This window comes from Bacillus sp. SIMBA_074, from assembly GCF_046534555.1.
Lineage (GTDB): Bacteria > Bacillota > Bacilli > Bacillales > Bacillaceae_G > Bacillus_A > Bacillus_A mycoides.
This window is the reverse complement of the sequence record NZ_JAWRYM010000489.1, coordinates 1-273: the sequence shown is the minus strand read 5'-3', so window position 1 is coordinate 273 and position 273 is coordinate 1. Positions and strand designations below refer to the sequence as shown.

The 273-nt window shown below is 46.9% G+C and carries 1 pseudogene; it reads right to left on the bottom strand.

Annotated features, from left to right (window positions below):
* Positions 1-273: pseudogene (locus SB773_RS31705) on the bottom strand (ArsR family transcriptional regulator); the annotation flags it as partial.

Here is a 273-nt window from a genome sequence, read left to right as displayed (position 1 = left end):
CCTCTTGTGGTGAAGATTGCATAGCGTCCTCTTCCGACTGATTTTAAAGAGCCATGAACCTTTTTCGCATAGGTAAGCAGCTTGTCCGTATAACCAATCTCCATTTTCGTCAGGTCATCCGAGGACAGCGTTTCTGAGGTCAAGCCATCGTGCAGCTCCGTATCAATCATCTGAATGGCAATTTGCGTATTTTTGAAATACAGCATCTCAAAGGTTCGCAGCATTTGGCTTGCTACGGCCGCAATCGCCATCGTAGCAGGCAATATGCGATAC